This is a genomic window from Shewanella sp. QJM3NY_23, from assembly GCF_056173105.1.
In genome coordinates, this window is record NZ_CM149657.1 from 2,241,097 (window position 1) to 2,262,685 (window position 21,589).

The following is a 21,589-nucleotide window of genomic DNA, read 5'->3' on the forward strand; positions in this document are numbered from 1 at the left end:
ACTCCTTTGTACAATAGAACAGTTATAGCAGGATATGTTCAACCTTCACTTTAATGGTTAATCCTGAATCTAACTGCACTTGTATATCTTCTTTTTTGATGTCGAGTACGACACCCGCTACTGGTGATTTACCAAGTTTGACATTGACGCGTTGATTTGGTTTCAACTCGCCTAAAACTGCAGGTGTCAAATTCTGTACTGCAACGTCAGGTTTTGCCACTTTAGCCGCCGCAGGCTTGCGCTTAGGCGCTGGCTTTTTAAAGGGCTTTTTTTCAGCCTTAGGCTGAGTATTTTCGCCTTTGCTAGCCGCCGCTTTCGCTAAACGTTTAGCCTTGGCTTTTTCTTGACTCTCTTTCAGTGTAGCTTGTGCATGATCGATATGCTCTTGCTCTAGCTCACCGCATTCGTTGCCATCAAGGTCGACACGCTTTGCCCCAGCTTTGATACCTTTCAGGTAGCGCCAACTGCTAGTATAGCGACGTAAGGCAATTCTCAATTGAGTTTTACTGACTTTAGAATCATCAGCTAACCTTTCAGCCAAGTCCTGAAACAATCCAATTTTAAGGGGTTTAGTTTCACCTTCAGCAATAAAGCACAAAGGAAATGTTTCATATAAATACGCAAGAATAGCGTTGGTGTCGGTCAACTTTTCTGTTGATTCCATCATTACTTCCACAGTTTAAAAAGGGACTATCACCACACCAAACATGTGTTGGTGGGCGTGTCGTTCATATTTGTTGGATGCAGTTAACGGGCGTGATCTTACCTAGCGTAGATACACCCGTTAGCGTTTCGTCCAACATACCTTATCAATTACACTTAACAAACGCCAAGTATTCATTTCAAGCAATGAAATATTCCCCAGCGTTTTTGATGTTCGTCAAGCAGCCTATTATAAGCCTGCTAGATACGAATGCGACCATCAATTGCGCAAAATTGGTGTTAGTTTAAGCAAATAAAGCCTTTTCCAAACTTTTTACTACTAATTCAAGGCCATTTTCATCGACTTGATCAAATCTCGCCAAAGATGGGCTATCGATATCGAGAACCGCGATCACTTGGCCATTACGTCTTAATGGGATGACAATTTCTGAATTACTCGCCGAATCACAGGCTATATGACCGGCAAATTGATGTACATCGGCGACACGTTGCGTGGTATTGGTTTGCGCTGCTGTACCACAAACCCCCTTGCCCATAGGAATACGAGTGCAAGCCACTTTACCTTGGAAAGGCCCTAATATCAGTTGTTCGCCCTCAACCAGATAAAATCCAGCCCAATTGATATCGTCAAGGTTGTCATTAATTAATGCGGAAAAGTTGGCCATGGCTGCGATAAGGTTGTCTTCGCCGCTAAATAACGCTTCGGTTTGGCGAGCTAAAGTGTCATAACACACAGAGGTCATAGAGTGTCCTAATAAATTATGCTTTTGATTCAGTTTTTTTACTGGCTTTTTTTACAGCTGCCGGTTTGGTTACCGATCCGCCCTTTAATAAGCCCATCAGTTGATCTTTATTTTCAGCTAAATAAAAGCTGAATTTTTCCAGTGCATCGTCATCGAGGCCTAACTGAGCCTGTTCGATAAAAGGAAGAAGATTGTCTGCGATATCGAGCATCTTATCAAAGGCATCGGCCTCTTTTTTAGATGTGAATGTCATCTTCTCTACCCCTTCTCTAACTACGACAAATTTCGTTATAACTGCCATGCCTGCCCTCATACTGTTTTTATATACAGCTGTAGAATCTCATAAATACAAGTTGTTATGCAAGTGTTCAAATTTATCTGATAGAATCTTGTTCTATTATTTTGCTATCAATGACTTCACTGACACTGAAGCAACATGGTAACGACTTGCAAAAACAACGGCTTTTTGGATCTGAAGAATAGGGGGCAATAATGTATTTCACCCGCCCCAAACGATAGGAATATCCATCATTACTTCCGATAGAAACGTGTTAGACAAGAGCATTATCCTGTGCCGCTCGTGTGACTTAATCGTCAGCAAGCGGGCGTTACCTATTGGGGTAAGAGCCCTCTGTCCTCGCTGCCATAGTAATTTGTACGACACCCCATATTGCTCCATCAATGGTATGCTCGCCTTATGTATTACTGCTTTAGTACTGTATTTTCCGGCTAACATTTTCCCTGTATTAGAGTTACATTTTTTAGGGAGTGTACGCACCACAACCGTGATTCAAGGCGCTATGTCGGTGGCATCTCAAGGGTATTGGGTGGTCGGTATTGCTGTTTTAGTGGCCGCGGTTATCGCTCCTGGTTTACTCATTTTGTCTGTATTGGCACAAATTTTAATCGTTAAGTATCAAATGAAAAATCCCTTTTTTCGTAATATTTACCGACACCTGCTGCGCTGGCATAGCCTGTTGACTGAGTTGACTATGCTGGAGATATATATGATTAGTATCTTTGTTTCAGTGTTTCAACTCTCCGACTACACCGACCTCTATTTTGGTATAGGGACATTCTGTTTCAGTATTTTATTTATTGTGGTGATTTTCTTGCAGCGTGAATACGATATCGAGCATATGTGGAACCAGCTCAATGAATGACACTCACAGCAACTCGCAAGGACAAGCTGCGGGGATCACCAGTTGCCCTACTTGCGCCAAACTTTGCCGAATTGAAGATAACTATTGCCAACGTTGCGGTCAACGGGTGCAGAGCCGAGATTATGCCAGCATCCAAAAAAGCTGGGCACTACTGATCACCGCCGCCATTTTGTTAGTGCCAGCCAACTTGTATCCTATTACAGTTATGACAAGCCAAGGCCAAGTTCGCCGAGACACCATATTTAGCGGTATTAATCATTTGATCCATTTAGACTTATGGCCTATTGCTATCATTTTATTTACCGCCAGTATTCTAGTGCCAATGCTTAAAATTATCGGGTTGGCGACCTATCTGCTTGCCATGAGTTATCGTTTACCCATTTCAAAAAAGACATTAATGACAGGCTTTCACATCATTGAATGGATTGGCCGCTGGTCAATGTTGGATCTGTTTGTTATATCGATAACGGCAGCCTTAGTTAATATGGGGCAGATATTTGATGCTAAACCCGCCCCTGCTGCAACGGCCTTTGCATTAGTGGTCTTACTGACACAACTGGCGGCGAAAGTATTAGACACGCGTTTACTCTGGGACCGATTGGAAGCGAAAGATGACAAAAATTGAAACACCTAAAGTGGTAAAGAAAAAGTTATTTTCGCCAATTTGGCTGTTACCTATCATAGCGCTAGTGCTGGGCGCTTGGCTGGGCGTTAAGAGTATCCGAGAATCGGGTATCGATGTGCGTATCCATTTTCCAAGTGCCACAGGTATCGATGTCGGTAAAACCTTAGTACGTTATCAAGGTTTGACCGTCGGTAAAGTGGTCGACATTAGTATCGATGATGCTCTGCAAGGTGTGAATGTCGATCTGTTGATGGATTATCGTTCCACCCCATTTTTAAAAGACAACACCAAATTTTGGCTGGTCACTCCTAAAGCCTCAATCACAGGTGTTGAGGGGCTCGATGCGCTTTTTTCCGGTAACTATATCGCCATTCAACCTGGTGATGGCAATGATCGCAGTGAGTTTATCGCCGAAGATCAGGCCCCGCCAGTCGCACCAGGATCCGACGGTTTAATGGTGCAATTGAGTAGCCCAACCTTAGGCTCGCTCGATATAGGCTCGCAAATCTTTTATCGCCAAATACCTGTCGGTAAAATTTTCAGTTATCGCTTAGTCAATGACAGCAGTATCTTACTTAATGCTTATATACAGAAGCAGTACACACATTTAGTGAAACAAAACTCGCAATTCTGGAACGTCTCAGGTTTAGCCGTCGATGCATCACTGTCGGGTATCAAGGTGAAAACAGAGAGTCTGTCAGCCATTTTAGCCGGTGGCGTCAGCTTTTCCTCTGATCCTAATGGTCTCCAAGCCGAGCCAAATCAACACTATACAATTTTTGATAATAAAGATGCCGCCATTGGTGGCGTGGGGTTCTCACTGCTGGCCAGTGACGCCGATGCCATTCAAACGGGTGCAAGCATTGTATTTCGTGGCATAGAGATTGGCCGCGTAACCCACACACATTTAAGTGACGCTGGCGTCCTATTTGATGCAACATTCGATACCGATTATGCCCACCTCTTGAGTGGCACTGCACAATTTTGGGTCGAAGGCGCCGACATATCGACACAGGGTATCAAGCATGCCGCACGCTTACTCACAGGTAGCGTGATCAATTTTATGCCCGGTACAGGTGAGCCTTTAGCACAGTATCCACTACTCGATAGCGCCCCGCCATTACATAACCAACCTTTCGCGTTGACATTAACGGCCAGCGAAAACCCGGGCATCAACATTGGAGCACAGGTTCGGTTTAAACAGTTACCTATTGGCAGTGTCAGCGCCGTTCGGTTTAAGCAAGATTACAGTGGCGTCGAATATTCAATAGAAATATGGCCTGAGTATCAAAATCTTATCTCATCTGGTAGTTATTTCATTCCTGAATCAGCATTAGCTATTGACGCATCAATCGAGGGTGTAACGGTCAAAACCCGTGACTTAGGCACACTCACCCAAGGGGCGATCAGTTTAATTCAAGGCAAATCTTTAACCCCAGTAAAAGAGCACACTACCTTAGCCTTATTTAGCTCGCAGAAACAGGCAAAGGAAACCATCAGCCTAGCGGCTCAGCGACGCATCACCCTGTTGAGCCCAGACGGCGCCGATTTAAGTGCGACATCACCGCTCTATTTTAAAAAGATGCAAATTGGCCAAGTGCATAATGTGGCTTGGCAGCCGCAGAGCAACAATTTTGCCATCACCCTAGGAATTGATAAGCAATTTGACTCACTGTTAACCCCTAAAACTGTGTTTTGGCGTAACAGCGCCTTGACTGTCGATGCCAGCCTACGGGGCGTCAATGTAGAGGTAGCGCCTTTGAATGGGGCTATCAAAGGCAGCGTAAGTTTAGGCCTACTCGATAGCGATAATGCTGTTAATCGCCAACACTTATATGGCTCTAAGGCGCTTGCTTTAGCCAAAGCAACCCCTATCACACTTAGTTTTCCCGCCACAACTAAGTTAGCGGCTAAGGCAGCTATTCGCTATTTAGGTCATCAGGTGGGTGAAATCGAGCAGGTTAAACTCAATGACGATCTCAGTACGGTCAGTGTCGATGCTTATCTTTATGGGGATTATGCCAAGGCATTTACCCACCAAGATGCGCAATATTTTTTAGTCGATGCGCAGATTTCGTTATCTGGCATTCAGGCGGCTGAAACCCTACTTACCGGCCCATACGTGGCAGTCCTTCCTGGTAATAGCCAACAGTTAAGTCAGCATTTTATTGGCCTGACCGACAACCCAGTGCAACTAGATGATGGTTCGCTGCAGGTGACCCTTATCGACAGCAATTTAGGCTCCATAAAAATAGGCAGCCCCATTATTTTTCGCGGCATTAAGATTGGTGAAATAGCCCATTACCAATTATCAAACAACGGAACTGAGGTCAACATGCGAGCACAAATCGATACGCGCTATCAACATTTAGTCAATCAAAGCAGTCAATTTTGGGATATGTCAGGCATCAAGGTCGATGTCGGTCTATTTTCTGGCGCTCAAATAGAAACAGGATCACTTGAGACCATACTCACTGGCGGTATCGGGGTCGCGACACAAGCGGTGACCGGTCCAGCCAATCGACTGAGCAGCAATCAGGCTTTTACCCTACATGACAAACCACAAACTGACTGGCTTAATTGGGCGCCAAATCAACAGCCCAATCCATAATCATCATTAAGCAACTAACATAAATGAACCGAGGGACGAGCCTCGCGGTTGCGAGGCATTAATGCGACTCATATCGCGACTAGACCAATGAATATTGCGTAAACTGAAACTCAATAAATGGTCAGTAACAATAGAGATGTTCAGTACCGCGAGGAAGCTTTCACCATGTCAAAAGATCTGCTGCGTACAGCAGCCATCAACCTAAAAAAAGCAGTACCACTGATGTTAAAACATCAGATCCCCACCACCCCGACAAATTACGCATTATGGTACGCCTATGTGGGTGAGCAACATCCGGTATTAGTTGAAAAAATGGATAACCTCGTGGCCCAGTATCAAACTTGTCCCCCCGTCAATGCTCAATTACTGTATCGTGAGCACTTGTCTGATCCGGTTGAAATCGATGTACTGGATATGCGACAAAACTTAGAGGCCATGACACTGGAACTATCGCAATCGCTTAAAGATACCAATCATGATGCCAAAGGCTTCCAAAAGCGGATAGACCAAAACTTCGAGCAACTCAATCGCATTGAAGAGGAAGGGGTCAGCCTAGAAAAAGTTCTCGGGCTAGTACGTAATTTAGTGAAAGAGTCTGATGACATACGCACCAGTACCGAATTTTTTACCGCCAAATTACAACAGGCACAACAAGAAATAGATGCCCTGCGCGGCCAGCTGAAACGCTCAGAAAAAGATGTCTATTATGATGCGTTAACTGGTGTGCTCAATCGCCGAGCGTTCGATCAAGATTTGGCCGGCATTATCACTCAAGCCCCTGAAGGCACCTGCCTTATTTTGGTCGATATTGACCATTTTAAAGGCTTTAACGACACCTATGGTCACCTACTTGGCGACAACGTCCTAAAGGCCGTCGCTAAACGTCTAAGTGAAGCGTGCCGCGATGGCAGCAAAATTTACCGCTTTGGCGGTGAAGAATTTGCCATTTTAGTCCCCAAAAGCCACCAGCGTAAAGCGCGACATCTGGCCGAGGCCATGCGCCGTTCACTGGAAAAAGTCAGTATCAAAGATCGTCGTAAAGACCAGTTGATCGATACCATTACCGCCTCTTTTGGGGTCAGCGAATGGCAGAAACAAGATAGTCCGGCCCAGCTAATTGAACGCAGTGACGGTTTTCTTTATGATGCCAAACGACTCGGGCGTAACCGCGTGATGCCCATCTAAATCTAAATGAGCCCCACACGCGGCGCTGAAAATAAATCTGCAGTGCCGCTCATAATGCAATAAACATCAATTAAGCAGCAACTGACGCCAGCTGTATTTGTGGCTTTGCCGCCACGGGCTCAGCTATCACCACAAAACGCCAGCGACTTTGCGCACCCAAGCTGTCAAATGGATAACAGGTGACTAAGGTTAGCTGCAAATCATCTTGCCCATCAAGCAGCCGAGTATCAGCTTCGGCCACTATTTGAATCGACACCACCCGATAATCAATCGTTGTTGACGAGCTATCTTGCACCTGCAGTCGCTGCCCAGGTTGCACCCCTTTTAAATGGGCAAAATGAGTATCTCTATGGCCGGCAATCACAGTATTGCCCCAGCCATTAAGTTGGTTTGCCCCCATTAACGTGGCAGGACCAAACGCCAAGTTTCTGCCAGACGCGCCCGCTAATACATATAAGGCTTGTCCCTGCAATTGCCCCTGCCCTGAAACAAACTGCAGCTTAGCCACTGGATATGTGTCGGCCCAGCTCCATGGCTTATGTTGCTTACCATCGTTTAAGGTATCGCTCCACGCCTGCTCGATTAGAAATTGGGCAAAATGTGCCTTCGCCTGCATATAGCCTCCTTTACACAATAATACAATCGCAACGATACCAACCAATAGCATGATGCGATGACGATGAGCGCTTATCTGTACTGGCATGGTTACCCTCGTATACGTTGCAAGCACATCAACAGGCCGCGCTGCATTACACCGGCATAACTTAACCAATAAGCACCAAGTAGTAGCAGCAACATGCTGCCAATGGCTAAAAAGAGCCGACTCTCACTGGCTGTTTGCGGCCATTGCCCCATGGATGCTTGAGGCAGCAATGTGCTGGCTATCCCATCAAGACTCATTTGCTCTGCGGGTCTCACGATACGATTATCGACAGCCACTAGGCTGGTATAGGGGCTCAACAAATGGTGGTCCAGTGCGATTTGAGTCACTTGACGCTTTATACGCTCAACATTACTACTATTTTTACTCAGCATGAGCGCCGCAATCTGTTTGCGTGCCCAAATGAGATCAAGCCCTTTGGTTTTATCATCGCGTTGCAATGCGACTCGCCGTTGCCACTGCGAGCCACCAAAGTTACCCGAAACGATAAGCTCATTACTCTGGTATTGATGTTGATTCGATTTGAGTTTGACCGCCACCATCACAGGCTCGCCTAAATAGAGATCGCCAATATTAACGGGCCAATAATCAGGAATAGTGCCATCGCTCAAGCGTAAATCGATATTGCTCACCAAGGGATGTTCGATCTTGGCCAGCAGCTGGCCAACTTGCGTGCTAACCTCATCCAGTTTGCCGACATAGGTGTATGTGCCACGTCCGGTTTGCGCCGCTCGTTGCATGAAAAAACCATTAGGCGCGGCGCCAATCCCCACAGTAAACAGACGACTCTGGCCAATATGATCGGCAATCAGCTCAAACAGCTGCTGCTCGTTAGCAATTGCGCCATCGGTAATAAACACCACTTGCTTAAGACGAGTATCAATTGATGGCTGTAACTCATATGGACTCGAATGGGCAAAGGCACGCAGTAACGCTGGGGCCATTTCGGTGCCACCATCGGCCACGAGATGTTGAATAAACTGATTAGCCAACCCTAAATTCGTCGCCGTGGCTGGTAATGCAGATGTCGATAATGTCTGCACTGTCGATTCGAACGCGATCACATTAAACGTGTCCGCTGGAGTCAGCCCCGCGAGCGCATATTGCAAAGCGCTTTTAGCTTGCGCCATTGAATCGCCGTGCATCGAGCCCGACGTGTCGATCACCAACAAGAGTTCCCGCGCCATCTTATCGGCGTACTCCGCTTGCGGCGGCATCACCATAACAATGGCATAGTCATTTTCGCCACCTTGCTTATCGGCAAGCACTCTATCTTCAGCCGTTGCCCGGCGGTGAGTTTTACCCGACTGAGCAAAAGCAACGGCGGTCGGTGCTCGTGTCAGTTCAGGACGCCAGCGCAAGACAAAGTCTTTATCTGCCGCTAGAGTCTGGGTTAATTGCAGCGCCATAGCCCCCTGTTCAAGTGGCGCTTGCTTGAGCCTATGATAGGGCGCATCAATACTGGCTAAAGGTAGACCCGCATCGAGATGAATATTGAGGCTAACCTTGCCAACCAAAGACGCAGAGCCGGCTTTTTTTGCCGCTAACAGCTTTGCTTGAGCATAAGTACCATTGCCATTAGCTGGGGATGAGGCCACAGCGAGAACATTATCGTAGCGAGGCGTGATCGCCAGCGGAAAACGTAAGCTAAACTCCCCCGCTTGGTAATTGACCAATTGCTGATATGCAATCTCTACTACTAAGGTTTCACCTGGGGCTAAGTTAGCCACCTCGGTGGTAAACATATTCGGCCGCTGCTGCTCGAGTAAGCTAGCTTGTTTCCCACTGGTTTTTGCCTGCTCAAACTGCTGTTTCGCCTCTGCTTTAGGAAATATCTCACCTTGCAAGCGTCGCTCACCAATATGCAATGTCATACTGTCGATGGCGGCATCGTGGGGTAACGGAAACAGGTACATGCCGTTAAGCCACTGAGCGGTGTCGTTGCGAAAAAATTGCTTCACCTGCACTCGGTTGACCCAGCCCGATATCTGCATATCGACTTGAGTATCAATCGGCAATGCACTGAACGCGAAGGCATTGGGGTGTGAAGTCCCGGATAATAAAGCCTTAGCTGACTCAGTTAACGGCTCTGATGATGACGCGGGTGAAGGACTAGATAATGAATAGATAAGCTGACTGCTCCCCAATAAGGTTTCATCATCAGACTGCGCCAGCACACTGCGGGGCAATAGGCCACTAAGGGTTAAAGTGGTGCACATCGTCAGGGCTAGCCAGCGCTGCCATTTGTGGTGATTAAGCCATAATAAAAGCGCTACAAGATTGAGTCGCGCAGCCCCCTGAGATAAAAAAGCCCCCCTCAGGGGGCAAAGGTGGGTAGAACGGTAATAGCCAATATCCATGTCTGTGTTCCTTGTCACTCGCGCTTGAGCCTAGTTGGCCGCAATGGCGGTATCAGCATTTAACAGTTGGATGGTCACGCGGCGGTCAAAGAAATCATTTTCAAAACTCTGCTCATCGTTAACCGGTGCACTGGCGCCATAGGCTTTGGCGTCAAGGCGCGTCTCATCCACACCCTGCTTAACAAGGTAACGGCGAACTTCAGCCACCCGCTGCTCAGACAAGGCTTGGTTATAACTCGAGTCACCACGGCGATCGGCGTAACCGGTTAAATCTAATGTTAATTCTGGCGACAGTGACATCAGATCCGCCACATCATTAAGCTGGCTTTGAAAATGAGGTTCTATCTCCGATGAACCGGTTTTAAACTGTACATTTAAGCCTAATGCCAGCTCTTCAAGGCCCGCTTGCTGATGCTGCTTTAATTGAGCTAACTCACGCTGCGCATGGTTGTATTGCTCACTGACCTGCTCAAATTCACGGTTTTGTTGGTTGAGCATGGCAATCTGTTGCTCTTGTTCAGTGAGCAACGCATGCTGGGTTTTTATTTCACTGTCATCGGCCACCGCTTGGCCTATCATACCGCCAGTAAAAGCCCCGATAATCGCCCCGACAGGTTCACCCACAACGGCGCCCAATATGATACCTGAGCCGACGCCAATTAGCGCTTCGGTGTCTGAGGAGGCTTCAACACTTGCTGGAGCACTGCCACCTAAATTGCCACTCTCTAAATTACTGTTATCTTGAGCACTGTAAGCAAAAGAAGAGGTCAATAGCGCGCTGGCGATCAGTACGGCAATAATCTGCTTTTTCATCTTGTTATCCTTAATGTAATGTCCCGGCAAAAATGATGGTGAAGCAAAACCGGGGACATGATGTCGATGAGTTCATTAAAACGCAGTTAAGTGGCGCAGGCAGGGAACAAAAGTGGCATTACAGCGACCAATTGTGGCAACAAAATGGCAATTCCCTTAAGTCACTTTTATCAATAAAAATTTGCTGTATAGTCACCATCCATTAAATAGTCATACTGCGATGAGAGAGCAATGAAGCGTATTGCAATAGTGGAAGATGAAGCGGCTATCCGTGAAAACTATAAAGAGGTGCTGCAGCAGCAAGGTTACAGCGTTCAAGCTTATGCCAATCGCCCCAGTGCGATGCAAGCTTTCACCACCCGTCTGCCCGACTTAGCGATTATTGATATTGGCCTTGAAAATGAAATAGATGGCGGCTTTACCCTGTGTCAATCACTGCGAGCCATGTCTAGCCAGCTGCCGATTATTTTTTTAACTGCTCGTGATAGCGATTTTGATACTGTCTGCGGCTTACGCTTAGGCGCCGATGATTACCTGAGTAAAGATGTGAGTTTTCCTCATCTTATCGCGCGTTTAGCCGCGCTGTTTCGCCGCTCAGAAATACAAGAAAGCAGCACGCAACATGCCCAGCTCATTGAGCATGGTCATCTGTCTATCGACGTTAACCGCATTCAGGTGTACTGGAAGAATCAGCCCATTGAGCTCACCGTCACTGAGTTTTGGATGGTGCATGCCTTAGCCAAACATCCGGGGCATGTGCGCAGCCGCCAAGCCTTGATGCAAGACGCCAAAATCTATGTTGACGACAGCACCATCACATCGCATGTCAAACGGATCCGCAAAAAGTTTATCGCCCAAGACGACACCTTTGACTGTATCGATACCGTCTATGGCATGGGTTATCGCTGGGATAACCAAGGCTAGTTATGTTTCCTTTGCCTATTGGGCTGCGCACCAAAGTCGCCATACTGTCTCTATTTTTGCTCTGCCTACCCTGGCTGGGCTATCAATATGTGTGGGAGATGGAAAAATACCTACGCCACGGTCAAGAAAAAACCCTCGAAGGCACGACCCAAGCATTAGCGACCGCGCTGCATGAGCGACCAAAACTGTTCGACAAACAGGCCAGTTTTTTGTCACGAGTGGAGCAAGGACGAGACTTGTACGCCTATCCACTGGCAAGCCCTATCCAGCTCGATGGCAAACTCAGCGATTGGGGTAATTATCGCCACCGCAGCCTGCATTACGGCCAAGAGCATCAACTGTTCAACCTTGACGATAATCATCCACCCGCGATCCACTTTAACCACATGGTCGGCAAGTATTCGGGCTACCTGTATGCCTTTTTTGAAGTCACAGATCCGTATGTGGTATACCGCGGCACCAATAGCTTAAGCATTGAAACTAATGACTACTTAGCCATTGCAACTCAGGCTCCCGACGGAAAATTTAAGCGTTATATTGTCGCCACCATCCGTGATGGCTGGATAAGCGCATTCCAACTGCCTGAGAACCCTAAGCGAAAAACCCCTGTCACTCCAGAGCTGAAAATTCAAGGTAAATGGCGTAAGACAAAACAAGGTTATAATATTGAGCTGCGGATCCCACTGGACATGGTGGGCAGTAAATTGGGATTTGCCATCGCCGATGTTAACGATAAACGCCACCGACAGGTAGAAGCCATTGTCGGCACCTCGGCCACAGACGATGTGAATGAATTGGGCACTGTATTGGTTCCGTCTCCTGAAATTGAAAGTATTATCAAAGGCATGAGCCATAACAGCTCACGCATTTGGGTGGTAGACAAACATGGGCGAGTCTTGGCTAAATCGGGTGATATTCACAGTAACAATAACGTTTGGGCTCAGGCGGCAACCGAGCGCAGCGATGAAAGTGCATGGGAGCATTTTAAACAAGAATATTTACACCCACTCTACTATCGCGTACTGACCACGCCAGCAAAAGACTTTGTCGACTCGCTACAAGATTCAGCTGTGCTCGAAGGTAGCCATATTAAGCGTGCCTTATCGGGCAAGTTTGGCTCAACGTGGCGCTTAACCCCCGACGGTAAAGCGGTGGTCTTGGCTGCTGCCAGCCCGATTTGGATTGACGATACCGTCATGGGTGTGGTGATTGCCGAAGAAACCACTCATGGTATTCGCACCCTGCGCAACAAGGCACTCGAAAAACTGTTTAACGTGATCATTACGGTGATGAGTATGGGGACTCTTGCCCTGTTCTTTTTCGCCTCGAGCATCTCCAGTCGCATCCGCAAACTCAGGGATGAAGCCGAACAAGCCATCGACAGCCAAGGCCGGATTAAACGGGCCATTGTGGGCTCAAAGGTGCGCGATGAAATTGGCGATTTATCACGTAGCTTTGCCAGTATTGTCAGCAGGTTAGGTCAATATACCCATTACCTTGAAAACATGTCATCACGATTATCCCATGAACTGCGCACCCCAGTTGCCGTAGTGCGTTCATCGCTGGAACACCTCAACGCCCAATCGTTGCCACCTGAGCATCAAAAATATGTCGATCGTGCCCAAGAAGGCGTCAGCCGCCTTAATATGATCCTCAATAACATGAGTGAGGCAACTCGGCTAGAAGAGGCCCTCACCCACGCCGAAGTGGATACTTTCCCACTGGCAAAAGTGATTTCGGGTTGCATGCAGGGTTATCAAATCACTTACCCTAAGCAGACGTTCGAGGTCGATATTTGCCCCGAGCCGCTTAACATGCAAGGGGTGCCAGAATATATTGCCCAGTTGATGGATAAGCTGGTCGCTAACGCCATTCAGTTTAGCCTGCCCGCAACGCCAATTGAGGTGAAACTGCACGCTAAAGGCCGTATCGCCATGCTGAGCGTTTACAACCAAGGGCCCGCACTACCTGAAAATATGAGTGAGCAAATTTTTGAATCTATGGTCTCGGTGCGCCGCCAGCCTAATCAAGATAAACCCCACTTAGGCTTAGGGTTATACATAGCGCGGCTGATCACCGATTTCCATCAGGGCAGCATTGAAGCTAAAAACATCCAGCAGGACGGCCAACACCAAGGCGTGATGATCAGCATCAAACTCCCGATCAGCGCGGTATAAAATATCTGTGTTCATTGCCCATCCGCCCTTTTATTTGGCCATTTAGATGTTAAGATGGCTAAAAATAAAATAAGGGTGGGAGTCGCTACAATGAAAAAAGAGACGCAAATAGTTAGCCTAGGCAGAGACAAAAAGTGGACTAAAGGGGTGATTAACCCACCCGTATTTCGCGCATCAACCGTGATCTTTGACACTATGGAAGAGATGCGCTTTGCCACCAAAAACCGCGCCAATGGCGAGATGTTTTATGGCCGTCGCGGCACCCCTACCCACTTTGCGTTTCAAGCCGCCATCGCCGAACTGGAAGGCGGCGTTGGTACCGCGTTATACCCTTCGGGCTCTGCTGCCATCTCGGGCGCATTATTATCGTTTTTAAAAGCAGGCGATCATCTCTTGATGGTCGATAGCGCCTACGAGCCCACCCGCGATCTGTGCGACAAGCTGCTCAAAGGCTTCGGCATTGACACCACCTATTACGATCCCATGATGGGCGCCGACATCGCCACGCTTATCCAGCCCAATACCAAAGTGTTATTTCTCGAATCCCCCGGCTCTATCACCATGGAAGTGCAGGATGTGCCCACCCTCAGCCGTATTGCCCACCAGCATAATATGGTGGTCATGTTAGATAATACCTGGGCATCACCTATCAACTCGCGTCCATTTGATATGGGGGTCGATATTTCGATTCAGGCTGCTACCAAGTATATTGTAGGTCACTCAGATGTGATGCTGGGCACGGCCACGGCAAACAGTCTGCATTGGGATCAACTACGGGAAAACAGTTACTTAATGGGCCAGTGTACCTCTGCCGACGATGTCTATCTTGCCAGCCGCGGACTGCGGACCTTAGGCGTACGTATGGCGCAGCATGAACAAAATGCGCTTAAAGTCGCTAATTGGTTAGCCAGCAGACCCGAGGTGGATCATATTCGTCACCCTGCATTTGCAAGCTGTCCAGGTCATGAGTTTTTCAAACGCGATTTCAGCGCATCCAATGGGTTATTTTCATTTGTGTTAAAGCAAGGCAACCTCAAATCGGTTACCGCACTGGTCGAAAATATGGAACACTTTAAGATGGGCTTTTCTTGGGGCGGTTATGAAAGCCTGATCTTGGGCGTATTTGGAATCGATAAACTGCGCACAGCAACCCACTGGGACAGCAGTAAACCCTTAATCCGTTTACACATAGGACTGGAAAACCCGGACGATCTCATTGACGATTTAGCCCGCGCTTTTGAGCGATTCAATCAAGCCCAAGGCTAAATGAGGCGTTAGCGCACTCAGGCTGAGGAATTAAGCAAAGCACAGGGCTAAAGGTTTAATCAGAGATTGTAATGGTTAAACCCGATGCCCCTAAGTCTGATCTGTGTCACTAAAATACCCAATGATAAACTGACCAGACTAACACTTGGCCAGTACATTGGAGGCTGAAGCGATAAATCTCGCGCCTTTACAACCTACATCACCTGCGAACTAGCGCTCACTCATTGCAACTATAAAATGGGTTAGCACATCCTTTTTAACGCACGGAGTTATCAGTCTTAGTTGCTGGGTCTTGCCAAGCTTGTGAGCCGTATAACGGCACGGTCGAGATAGCGTGCTTATGGCTGCCATTGGTTTCTTTGGTTGAGTACGACAGGTAAATTAAAGTTTGATTTTCAGCATCATAGATACGGCGCACCTTAAGCACCTTAAATAAAATACTCAGAGAGGCCTTAAACACCACCTCGCCATTTTTACTCTTATCGATTGTAGCAATATTCGCGGCGGTTATTGGCCCAGTTTGACGACAGGCGATACCCATATCAGAGGGATCGGCAAAATCAAGATTGGCTTCAATACGGCTAATATGACAGGTGACACCCGGCACTTTTGGATCGTCCAAAGCATCGATAAGCACATCTTTAGTGGTAAACAGGCCAAGGCTCACCTTGCCTACATCATCGCCGCAGCCTGTGGCCATTAACATCACGCTAGCAAGTAACAAGGAGGTTAACCCCTTAGATGAATAGGATTGGGCTGTTGGCGCTTGCGACAAAAATGATGTAAAAAATGACATAGTAGCTTCCCTGTAACTTGAACCTGAGTAACTTGAGCCTGAATAATTTGAGCTTGGGTGACTTAAATGTGAGTAGCTTGAGCTTTAGTGGCTTCACTTGAGCAACTAGCATCTGAATCACTCAAATATGAGCCTCTTGAATACGCATTTAAACGCGTACTTGAATATGAGTCACTGGATGATAATGCCTTTTAACGGTAAATACCTAAATTAATCCTATTTACCGTTAAAGGCTTAACGCGTCCGCCTTGAGTTAACAGCCTGTCTCAGAATAAAATAACCTTGGTTATCAGGCATTCATTAACCGGCTTTAATTAATCGGCTTTAATTAAAGATGCGTTGCGACCAGCGGGTTAATCCTGCCGTGACGCTACCAAAGTGATCGCCAACGACAATATCGATTGCAGGATAGATGGCCGCGATACTGTTGTAGATAGCCGGGCTTTTGGCTGTCCCGCCCGTCACGTAGATAATATCGGGCATGACACCGGATTCGGCTAACGCAGCAGCCATCAAAGATTGAATTTGCGCCACAGGCTGACTAATGGCATCGATAAACATCTGCTCGTCGACATTGGCATCCAATTGCTGGCAAATATAATCCAGCGTCACAGTGGTTTCGCTTGTCTCTGACAAGGCAATTTTCGCAGTTTCAGCACTTCTGACAATACGATAACCGAGCTGATCTTGCTGCACTTTTAACAAGCGCTGTAGCAAGTCCGCGCGCTCGGCATCGGTAATAAGCTCTTTAATCATATTGCGCGAACTCAGGCTAGCAAAATCTCGCTGAGCACTGATGTCGTTGACAGCAACCGCATTCCAAAACGGCTTACTTGGCACAGGTAGGCCATTGACCATATGACTGCCAAGGCCCATGTGCTGCATAAAGGCTTTCATCGATAAGGCGATATCCAGATCGTTACCCCCGATCCGCTGACCACTATGACCTAAGAAATCGTCGCTGCGATCGGCTTTGTCGATATGCGATGGGCCCATTTTGACCACTGAGCAGTCTGTGGTGCCGCCACCAACGTCGACAACCAACACCGTTTTATCATCGGTTAGGCTGGCTTCATAATCCATACCTGCCGCTAGCGGCTCAAACAAAAAGGCCACGGCTTCAAATCCAGCTCGGCTGGCCGCTAAACGCAAGATACCTTCGGCTTGAGCATTACTCTCTTCGCCGCCAATGCCTTGAAAATTAACCGGACGGCCAATCACCGCGTGAGTCACTTTTTGGCCGCGGCTCGCCAGCTTGGCATCGGCGAGTTGTTTGATATGTAACATCATCATAGTGACGATATCTTCGAACAAGGCCACTTGATCGGCTCGTAATCCTGTCGCACCTAAAAACGATTTCGGTGAACGGACATAAAAGCCCTCTTCTGGCATCTCAAGGTAATGTTGCACCGCTTGTTCGCCAACAAAAACCGCCTGTTCATCTGTATCTAGGTCTAACTCTCGGCGAGCTTGGCGGGCACGGCTTAGCTGCGCTGAACGTGCTGTGGCATAGGCGCTTTGCTGCTCAGCCGGCAGCGCTTTAAGCACCGCCTCACAAATAAGATCCCGGTCGAGAGCATACAAAGTTGAAACCAGATAATTTGAATCAGTTGACAAGGGTAATAGCGTTACAGTGTCTTGATCCATTATCCCCACGGCGCAATTGGCGCTACCGTAATCGAATCCAACAAACATGCTTAAGGCTCCAACGAGTAAAAAGCCGTGCAAAATAACACACTCGCACTAAAAGACAACCAGCGTCGTAAAATAATAGCGGCACCAACAGGTAAATAACCTAGCTTCGGCGTCATTGGGAGATGCATAACGCCGTGTAACTCACTGTAGCACTTGGTCACCTGCTGCCACTGAATGTGTCACTGCCGCTTTTTTCACTGCTTGTGATTTAGTGACCACATAGCGGCTACTCAATGAAGGTTAATAGACTAAACTTAACATTGGCTCGACTTAGGACGCCGTTATGACTGCACTATTACAATCAGCGAGATGGGTTAGCAAGGGTGAGTGGCTAACCCACCGCAGGCAGATAAATTGGCAATGGACTCACCGCCAACGGGCCTGCAGGATAATGACCAGAATCATAAGTTTGTTTGTGCTGCTATTACTGAGTATCTGTGCGTCTAGCTCTGCGATGGCACAGGTTGATACCAGCGCCATTTTTTCTGAGCAACCCAATGATTTATCTCCACAAGCCTCCATACAGCAGAGCGTGCCATTATTACGTTTTGAAGGGGCTATTGGTCCAGCAGTCAGCGAATACTTGGTCAGCGAAATCACTCAGGCGAATCAGCTCCCGTTATCGCAGCGCCCCCCCCTAGTGATGATCACTATGGATACGCCCGGCGGGCTTGTCAGTAGTTTACGCACCATCAATCAAGCCATATTGGCGTCAACAATACCTATCGCGTGTTTAGTCTCACCCGCCGGTGCCAGAGCCATGAGCGCAGGAACCTATATTTTGTACGCCTGCCATGTTGCGGCAATGGCGCCAGCCACAACCTTAGGTGCTGCAACGCCGGTCAAGATGGGTGGGCCTATGTCACCGCCCCCCAATGCGCCCTCGCCGAGTGCCCCTGCTCCTAATGAGTCCAGCCCCGGCGATCAAGGTGACAAAAATGGCGCAGATAACAATCGTGATAAACAGACTGCCACCGATAATAGCAGTGCAATGGAGCGTAAGGTGTTAAATGATGCCGTCGCTAGCATTCGCGCCTTAGCGACTCTGCGCAATCGTAACATCGACTTTGCCGAACGTGCCGTCACCGAAGCTGCCACCTTGACTGCAACAGAAGCCTTAGCTCAAAACGTGATCAATTTTATTGCAGATGATGCAGTCGATCTGCTGGCTCAACTTGATGGCACCCAAGTGGATATGGGGGAGCAACAGCTGACATTAACCTTAAGTAATGCCCAACTCATAGCGCATCAGCGCAGCTGGCGTAATCACTTTATTGCGACCATTACCGACCCCAATATCGCCTACATTTTAATGTTGATTGGTATTTACGGTTTATTGCTCGAGTTTTATAGCCCAGGTGTCGGCGTGGCTGGAGTGACTGGCGCCATATCACTGCTTATTGCTTTGTATGCTTTTCAACTCCTGCCGATCAATTATGTCGGATTAGGCTTGATGCTATTAGGTATCAGCTTGTTAATTGCCGAATCTATGGTGCCAAGTTTTGGTATTTTCGGTTTAGGGGGCGCGGTCGCATTTGCTCTAGGTTCCGTTTTCCTTATCGACAGTGATGTAGAGCATTTTGCAATTTCGCTGCCGCTCATTGGCGCTGTAACCGTTACTGCGCTGCTATTTTCGCTGTGGGTATTAACCACCCTGTGGCGGCAACGGCAGCATAAAGCCGTGAGTGGTGATGATGCAATTGTCGGCGCACAGGCCATAGTCGTTGAGGGATTTATTGAAAAAGGATTTGTCAGCCTTGATGGCGAACATTGGGCCGCAGTGAGCGATAAACCGACCCATACGGATCAGCGGGTTTTGGTGGTTGCTCGAGACCACCTAACCCTAACAGTCACCCCGACTCCAGCCCAGTCCTCTAAGGAGATAGTCAATGGACGCAATTAGTTATAACCCCTCGGTGTTTTTTATCGCGCTAGGATTTTTGCTACTGGCGTTATTGTTTAGTGCATTCAAAATCTTACGAGAATATGAGCGTGGCGTGATCTTTATGCTGGGACGTTTTTACCAAGTAAAGGGGCCAGGACTGATTATCGTCATTCCGTTGATCCAACAAATGGTACGGGTGGATCTGCGTACCGTGGTGATGGATGTGCCCAGTCAAGATGTGATCAGCCGCGATAATGTATCCGTTAAGGTCAATGCTGTGCTCTATTTTCGGGTGATCGATGCGCAAAAGGCGATCATTAATGTAGAAGACTACTTACAAGCCACCTCGCAGCTAGCACAAACGACCCTGCGTTCAGTGTTAGGGCAACACGAACTGGATGAAATGCTCGCCAATCGAGAGATGCTCAACACCGACATTCAATCGATATTAGATAGTCGCACCGACGGTTGGGGCATTAAAGTATCGAATGTCGAGATTAAACATGTGGATCTGAATGAAACCATGGTACGTGCCATTGCAAGACAAGCGGAAGCTGAGCGAACTCGTCGAGCCAAGGTGATACATGCCTCTGGTGAGATGGAAGCCTCGGCCAAACTGGTCACCGCCGCGCAAACCCTCGCCAAAGAGCCTAATGCGATTTTGCTGCGCTATCTGCAAACGTTAACTGAGATCGCTGGCGAAAAAAATTCGACAATTTTATTTCCGCTGCCCATGAACCTACTTAACGGCGTAATGGATAAAACCCTGTCTGGCGAAGAGTCAATGACAACAAGCGCTGCAACGGCAGGCGACAATAGCGATGTAAGTAATAGCACTATCGCTAATGTAATTGACGATACTGTTGATGATATTGTTGATGCGCCTTCTCCAGCGAGTGACTCCAAGGCGAACTAACAGCCACGCTTAAGCAGTGTCCACTCCGCTTAAGCGTGAATAGATTCACGAGAATCATTACAGCTGCACCTTACTGACCAAAGCGAGTCGTCTCAAATCGATTAAGCAAGCTATGCACGCAATAACAGGCAATAAGCGTCAATACAATCGCCACCATGATGCTGCTGGCTCGATACAAACTGCTAAATACCAAATCGTTATTTGGGGTTAAGTTTTGTCCATACAAAATGCCTAATGTCGACATGCCCGCAAAACCGACACCTGAGCCCATCGCCTCGGTAATATGTGCTTGACTGAACAGCAAGCTAAATAACCAAAACAGTGGCAATAATAACAATAATTCGTGCGACCAGTTATACAACACAAGCTGGATCAATAAGCCACTGCTCACCCCTAAAATGGTGCCCAGTGCACGCCGACGTGCGTAATCGAGCGCGCCATTCCAATGCATAGGAAACAGGAGCAACAGTGTGGTCGCCTGCGCCGATAACGAATCACGCAGATCAAACACCTGAAACAGACAAAAAGATAAGGTCGCCACACTGGCACCTAATAGAGCCTCATGTCGCATACGGTGCGGCGCTTTACTGGGCGCAGTTGGCGCGGCTCTAGGGCTAACATCGGGAAACATCAGCATCATCAATAACGCTATCGCAATTGAGACGATATGACCCCAAAAATTGCAAAATACCAAATCCATTAAGTTCGTGTCTGGATAGCTGGCAAAATGCAGCATGATACTCAAACTAATGACCCCATTGGCGCCAAACAAAAACAGGCTACCACGTGACATACAGGCAAATCGATACAGAAATAACACAAAGGCCAGCAATGACATCACTACCGGGTGTCCGCCAAATACACCCGCGATGAGGCTCACTTCAATAATAGATAACACCGATGAGGCGATCACTTGGCGGGTGACATGCATCGACATGACAGGCACTAATCCCAGCAGTAACATGGGGGTTACGGTAAAAAACACCCCATAATTAAAACCCATCACCTTGCTACATAAAAAGCCGAGACTGGCCCCCGTAGCGATACGTAAACATTGCTGCAGATCGTTGCTTGTCATCGGATGATGACGAATTAACTGCATAACC

At 47.7% G+C, this 21,589-nt stretch carries 18 protein-coding genes; 9 read left to right on the forward strand and 9 right to left on the reverse strand.

Going from position 1 to position 21,589, the window contains the following annotated elements:
- Window positions 1-22: 22 nt before the first annotated feature.
- From proQ to AC0VXX_RS10175, 3 genes are all read right to left on the reverse strand, one after another.
- A complete protein-coding gene (proQ, locus tag AC0VXX_RS10165) occupies window positions 23-664 on the reverse strand; it encodes an RNA chaperone ProQ (protein ID WP_475516990.1) in 642 nt (213 codons plus the stop codon).
- A 283-nt stretch (window positions 665-947) separates the two neighbouring features.
- Window positions 948-1,406 carry a GAF domain-containing protein gene (locus AC0VXX_RS10170; RefSeq protein ID WP_475514138.1) on the reverse strand — a complete coding sequence of 153 codons (459 nt, stop codon included), beginning with the start codon at window positions 1,404-1,406 and terminating at the stop codon, window positions 948-950.
- Between the two features lie 16 nt (window positions 1,407-1,422).
- Window positions 1,423-1,707, reverse strand: a complete 285-nt coding sequence (locus AC0VXX_RS10175; protein ID WP_475514139.1) for a YebG family protein — start codon at window positions 1,705-1,707, stop codon at window positions 1,423-1,425.
- Window positions 1,708-1,954: 247 nt separating this feature from the next.
- Between AC0VXX_RS10175 and AC0VXX_RS10180 the strand changes: the two genes are divergently transcribed.
- From AC0VXX_RS10180 to AC0VXX_RS10195, 4 genes are all read left to right on the forward strand, one after another.
- Window positions 1,955-2,569, forward strand: a complete 615-nt coding sequence (locus tag AC0VXX_RS10180) for a paraquat-inducible protein A (protein ID WP_475514140.1) — start codon at window positions 1,955-1,957, stop codon at window positions 2,567-2,569.
- Window positions 2,562-3,194 carry a paraquat-inducible protein A gene (locus tag AC0VXX_RS10185; RefSeq protein ID WP_475514141.1) on the forward strand — a complete coding sequence of 211 codons (633 nt, stop codon included), beginning with the start codon at window positions 2,562-2,564 and terminating at the stop codon, window positions 3,192-3,194. Before AC0VXX_RS10180 ends, AC0VXX_RS10185 begins: the two co-directional genes overlap by 8 nt.
- Window positions 3,181-5,805 (forward strand): PqiB family protein, encoded by a 2,625-nt coding sequence (locus AC0VXX_RS10190; protein WP_475514142.1) that lies wholly within the window; start codon window positions 3,181-3,183, stop codon window positions 5,803-5,805. The genes AC0VXX_RS10185 and AC0VXX_RS10190 overlap by 14 nt, the downstream gene beginning before the upstream one ends.
- A gap of 165 nt (window positions 5,806-5,970) precedes the next feature.
- Window positions 5,971-6,990: a GGDEF domain-containing protein gene (locus AC0VXX_RS10195; protein WP_475514143.1), complete on the forward strand. Its 1,020-nt coding sequence runs from the start codon at window positions 5,971-5,973 to the stop codon at window positions 6,988-6,990.
- A 70-nt stretch (window positions 6,991-7,060) separates the two neighbouring features.
- On the opposite strand, the gene AC0VXX_RS10200 is transcribed toward AC0VXX_RS10195, so the two are convergent.
- The 3 genes from AC0VXX_RS10200 to pdsO are packed head-to-tail and all read right to left on the reverse strand — an operon-like array spanning window position 7,061 to window position 10,824.
- A complete protein-coding gene (locus tag AC0VXX_RS10200) occupies window positions 7,061-7,693 on the reverse strand; it encodes a class GN sortase (RefSeq protein ID WP_475514144.1) in 633 nt (210 codons plus the stop codon).
- 2 nt (window positions 7,694-7,695) lie between these two features.
- Window positions 7,696-10,011 carry a marine proteobacterial sortase target protein gene (locus tag AC0VXX_RS10205; protein WP_475514145.1) on the reverse strand — a complete coding sequence of 772 codons (2,316 nt, stop codon included), beginning with the start codon at window positions 10,009-10,011 and terminating at the stop codon, window positions 7,696-7,698.
- Between the two features lie 30 nt (window positions 10,012-10,041).
- The gene (gene pdsO / locus AC0VXX_RS10210) at window positions 10,042-10,824 is read right to left on the reverse strand and encodes a sortase-associated OmpA-like protein PdsO (RefSeq protein WP_475514146.1); all 783 of its coding nucleotides are present in this window, start codon (window positions 10,822-10,824) and stop codon (window positions 10,042-10,044) included.
- A gap of 231 nt (window positions 10,825-11,055) precedes the next feature.
- On the opposite strand from pdsO, the gene pdsR reads away from it, so the two are divergent.
- From pdsR to AC0VXX_RS10225, 3 genes are all read left to right on the forward strand, one after another.
- Window positions 11,056-11,748, forward strand: a complete 693-nt coding sequence (pdsR, locus tag AC0VXX_RS10215; protein WP_475514147.1) for a proteobacterial dedicated sortase system response regulator — start codon at window positions 11,056-11,058, stop codon at window positions 11,746-11,748.
- A 2-nt stretch (window positions 11,749-11,750) separates the two neighbouring features.
- On the forward strand, window positions 11,751-13,925 hold the full coding sequence (gene pdsS / locus AC0VXX_RS10220) for a proteobacterial dedicated sortase system histidine kinase (RefSeq protein WP_475514148.1): 2,175 nt from the start codon (window positions 11,751-11,753) through the stop codon (window positions 13,923-13,925).
- Window positions 13,926-14,015: 90 nt separating this feature from the next.
- A complete protein-coding gene (locus AC0VXX_RS10225; protein ID WP_475514149.1) occupies window positions 14,016-15,191 on the forward strand; it encodes a cystathionine beta-lyase in 1,176 nt (391 codons plus the stop codon).
- Window positions 15,192-15,447: 256 nt separating this feature from the next.
- Here AC0VXX_RS10225 and AC0VXX_RS10230 read toward each other — a convergent pair whose 3' ends face one another.
- Both AC0VXX_RS10230 and yegD read right to left on the reverse strand, forming a co-directional pair.
- Complete coding sequence (locus tag AC0VXX_RS10230; protein WP_475516991.1) at window positions 15,448-15,897, reverse strand: CreA family protein; 450 nt, start codon at window positions 15,895-15,897, stop codon at window positions 15,448-15,450.
- A 414-nt stretch (window positions 15,898-16,311) separates the two neighbouring features.
- Complete coding sequence (gene yegD / locus AC0VXX_RS10235) at window positions 16,312-17,682, reverse strand: molecular chaperone (RefSeq protein WP_475514150.1); 1,371 nt, start codon at window positions 17,680-17,682, stop codon at window positions 16,312-16,314.
- Window positions 17,683-18,073: 391 nt separating this feature from the next.
- Here yegD and AC0VXX_RS10240 point away from each other — a divergent pair, with 391 nt between their 5' ends.
- Complete coding sequence (locus tag AC0VXX_RS10240) at window positions 18,074-19,585, forward strand: NfeD family protein (protein ID WP_475514151.1); 1,512 nt, start codon at window positions 18,074-18,076, stop codon at window positions 19,583-19,585.
- Window positions 19,572-20,483, forward strand: a complete 912-nt coding sequence (locus AC0VXX_RS10245) for a slipin family protein (protein WP_475514152.1) — start codon at window positions 19,572-19,574, stop codon at window positions 20,481-20,483. The genes AC0VXX_RS10240 and AC0VXX_RS10245 overlap by 14 nt, the downstream gene beginning before the upstream one ends.
- A 70-nt stretch (window positions 20,484-20,553) precedes the next feature.
- Here AC0VXX_RS10245 and AC0VXX_RS10250 read toward each other — a convergent pair whose 3' ends face one another.
- Window positions 20,554-21,585 (reverse strand): DUF2955 domain-containing protein, encoded by a 1,032-nt coding sequence (locus tag AC0VXX_RS10250; protein ID WP_475514153.1) that lies wholly within the window; start codon window positions 21,583-21,585, stop codon window positions 20,554-20,556.
- Window positions 21,586-21,589: the final 4 nt, after the last annotated feature.